General features: G+C 69.8%; 4 protein-coding genes. All 4 read right to left on the bottom strand.

Going from position 1 to position 2981, the window contains the following annotated elements:
* Positions 1-58: 58 nt before the first annotated feature.
* On the bottom strand, positions 59-895 hold the full coding sequence (locus tag R1101_RS0120130; RefSeq protein WP_016935101.1) for a hypothetical protein: 837 nt from the start codon (positions 893-895) through the stop codon (positions 59-61).
* The gene (locus R1101_RS0120125; protein WP_026003506.1) at positions 892-1179 is read right to left on the bottom strand and encodes a hypothetical protein; all 288 of its coding nucleotides are present in this window, start codon (positions 1177-1179) and stop codon (positions 892-894) included. The genes R1101_RS0120130 and R1101_RS0120125 overlap by 4 nt, the downstream gene beginning before the upstream one ends.
* A gap of 77 nt (positions 1180-1256) precedes the next feature.
* On the bottom strand, positions 1257-1970 hold the full coding sequence (gene bioD / locus R1101_RS0120120) for a dethiobiotin synthase (protein ID WP_016935099.1): 714 nt from the start codon (positions 1968-1970) through the stop codon (positions 1257-1259).
* The coding region (locus tag R1101_RS0120115) for an 8-amino-7-oxononanoate synthase (RefSeq protein WP_016935098.1) at positions 1967-2981 on the bottom strand (1015 nt) is incomplete at its 5' end. The genes bioD and R1101_RS0120115, both read right to left, overlap by 4 nt.

Genomic DNA, 2981 nt, shown 5'->3' with positions numbered 1-2981 from the left:
TCTTCTGCGCTTCCCCTCTTCCGGTCTCCTGGCCCTTCCGCCGTACTGCCCGGGTCCGTCAGCCGACGAACCGGAGATCCGTGATGGTCTCGCTCGCCACGAGCATGATGTAGAAGTCCGTGAGGATCAGGGTGCCCAGCGTGATCCACGCGAACTGCATGTGCCTGGCGTTGAGCCTCGACAGGAACGTCCAGATCCTGTACCGCACGGGATGTTTCGAGAAGTGCCGCAGCCGCCCTCCGGTGACGTGCCGACACGAATGGCACGAGAGCGTGTATCCCCAGAGCAGTATCACGTTGATCAGCAGGATGAGGTTGCCGAGCCCGATGCCGAATCCGCTCGGGCTACGGAAGGCCGCGATCATGTCGTAGGTGTTGATCAGTGACACCACGAAACCGGCGTAGAAGAAGTAGCGGTGCGAGTTCTGCAGGATCAGCGGCAACCGCGTTTCGCCGGTGTAGCGCCGGTGGGGTTCGGCCACCGCGCACGCGGGCGGCGACAACCAGAACGAGCGGTAGTAGGCCTTGCGGTAGTAATAGCAGGTCAGCCGGAAGCCGAGGAGAAACGGGAGCGAGAGGAACGCGAGCGGAATCCACATCGGGAGTTCGCCGACCCACGTTCCGAAGTGGCGGGCACCGTCCACGCAGGACGCGCTCACGCACGGAGAGTAGAACGGCGTCAGATAGTGGTAGTCCTCGACGTAGTAGGCGCTGCGCACGAACGATCGGATCGTCGCGTACACCACGAACACACCGAGGCCGAGCACGGTGAGTGCGGGGGTCTGCCACCAGCGGTCGTTCCGCAGCGTACGTGCGGCGATCCGTGCGCGGCCCGCGGAGCGGACGCCGGTCGCGGGCGTGCCGCGGGCCGCCGGTGCCGCCTCGGACGTGCTCACCGCGATCCGTGCAGCCCGCCGAGACCTTCGTCGTCCGTATCCGTTCCGCGGAACAACGAGTCGTCGTACGGCGTGTCGGGGATCGGGATGCGTTCACCGAGACTGTTGACGGCCTCGCGTGGAGGATGTTCGGCGAAATCGCGTATGTCGATATCGAGGCGTTCGAGGTCGTTCGCCAGCCTCCGGACGGGGGCTGCGTCCCCGTAGCGCGATCGTAGTGATCCGAGGCAGTGGCGCAGGTGGGCGGCGGTGCGCTGGAGTTCCTGCACTTCGCTGGTGGACATCCGTACCTCCGGGCCGAGCGGTCGGCATGTCGCGCCGGCCGACACGATGGGACAGGCCAGTTGCAGTGTGGCATCCATCACAGTACAGCGGAAGCTTCGCTCGCATGCCGTTTCGTCCGGAGCGGCGACGCCAGCCATTCGGAGGCCCGGACGGCGAAGCGGGCCGCGTCGATCGCCCCGCTGCCGGCCGGGATCCTGCCGAGCACGGGGACGCCGGTGACGTCCGGGAGGTCGTCGAGATTGCACTGTTCCGCCAGATCCGGTGCTGCAGGCCAGGATCCGATGATCACTCCCGGACAGGCGATCCCCGCCGCGCGGAGCGCGGCCACGGTGAGCGCCGTGTGGTTGAGCGTGCCCAGGCCTGCCGCCGCGACGACCACCGCGGGTGCGCCCAGCGCGGCTGCGACGTCGGCGAGAGTGAAGCCCCCGGCGCCGAGGCGGACGAGCAGGCCTCCCGCACCTTCGACCAAGGTGAGGTCGTGCTCGGCGTCGAGCGTCCGGACGGTGTCGACGATCTCCTCGAGGGTGAGCAGCGGGCGTCCGCTGCGCCGCGCGGCGGTGTCGGGTGCGAGCGGGTCGGGGTACCGAGCAAGTTCGACGAGGTGGACGGAGTCCCCGACCAGCCGGCGGACTTCCTGCAGGTCACCCGGGTCGTCGTCCGCCACACCGGTCTGGGCGGGCTTGCACACCGCCACCCGCAGCCCCGCCGCCACTGCGCTCGCGGCCAGCGCGGCGGTCGCGACGGTCTTTCCCACATCGGTCGACGTACCGGTGACGACGAGGATGCTCACGCCCGGGCCCCCGCGAGGACATCGGTGAGCACCTCGTCGACGAGTGCGCGTTCGTCGGCGGTGAGGTTCGCGCGGGCGGTCAGCCGCAGCCGCGAGGTGCCGGCCGGTACCGACGGCGGCCGGAAGCAGCCGACATGCACACCGCGTTCGCGGCACTGCGCAGCAGCATCGGCGGCGACGTGCGGGTCGCCGAGGATCACCGACACCACCGCGGACGGCGGTGCGTCGACGCCCGTGACGCGCGCGAGGTGCGCGGCCTGCTCGAGTACGGCCGCGGCACGGGCGGGTTCGGCGCGCAACACCTTCAACGCTCCCCGGGCGGCACCGACCGCGGCCGGTGCCAGGCCGGTGTCGAAGATGAACGTTCGGGCGGTGTCCACGAGGTGTTCGCGCACACGCCGGTCGGCCAGCACCGCCCCTCCTTGGGACGCAAGAGATTTCGACAGCGTCGCGGTGACGACCACGTCGGGTTCGCCGGCGAGGCCCATTTCGTGGACGAGTCCGCGGCCCCCCGCGCCGCGGACTCCCACACCATGGGCCTCGTCGACGAGGAGCAACGCGTCGTGCGAGCGGCAGATGCGGTGCAGCCGCCGCAACGGGGCGAGGTCTCCGTCGGTACTGAACACCGAGTCGGTCAGGACGAGCGCGCGCGCCTCGGTGCGGGTCGCGAGGGCGTGCGCGACCGCGTCGACGTCGTTGTGAGGAGTGACGACGATTCTCGAGCGGGACAGCCGGCACGCGTCGACGAGCGACGCGTGCCCCCCGGCGTCGGAGACGATCAGCGCGTCCTTGCCACCGAGGGCGGCGACGGCACCGAGATTCGCGGCGTATCCGCTCGAGAACACCAGACCGCTGTCTGCCCCGACGAAGTCGGCGAGTTCGCGTTCGAGCAGTTCGTGTTCGGCGGTGGTGCCGGTGACCAGCCGCGATCCGGTGGCACCGGCTCCCCAGCGCCGCAGTGCGGCGGTGGCCCCCGCGAGGACCTCCGAATGACGGGACAGACCGAGATAG

Origin of the sequence: Rhodococcus sp. R1101 (genome assembly GCF_000278445.1) — a bacterium.
Taxonomy (GTDB): Bacteria; Actinomycetota; Actinomycetes; order Mycobacteriales; family Mycobacteriaceae; genus Rhodococcus; species Rhodococcus gordoniae.
This window is presented reverse-complemented; position numbering and strand designations above follow the sequence as displayed.

What these genes read in the sequence shown, in the direction of transcription:
- R1101_RS0120125 (WP_026003506.1), bottom strand. Translation starts at nt 1,179, where the DNA reads ATGTCCACCAGCGAAGTGCAGGAACTCCAGCGCACCGCCGCCCACCTG.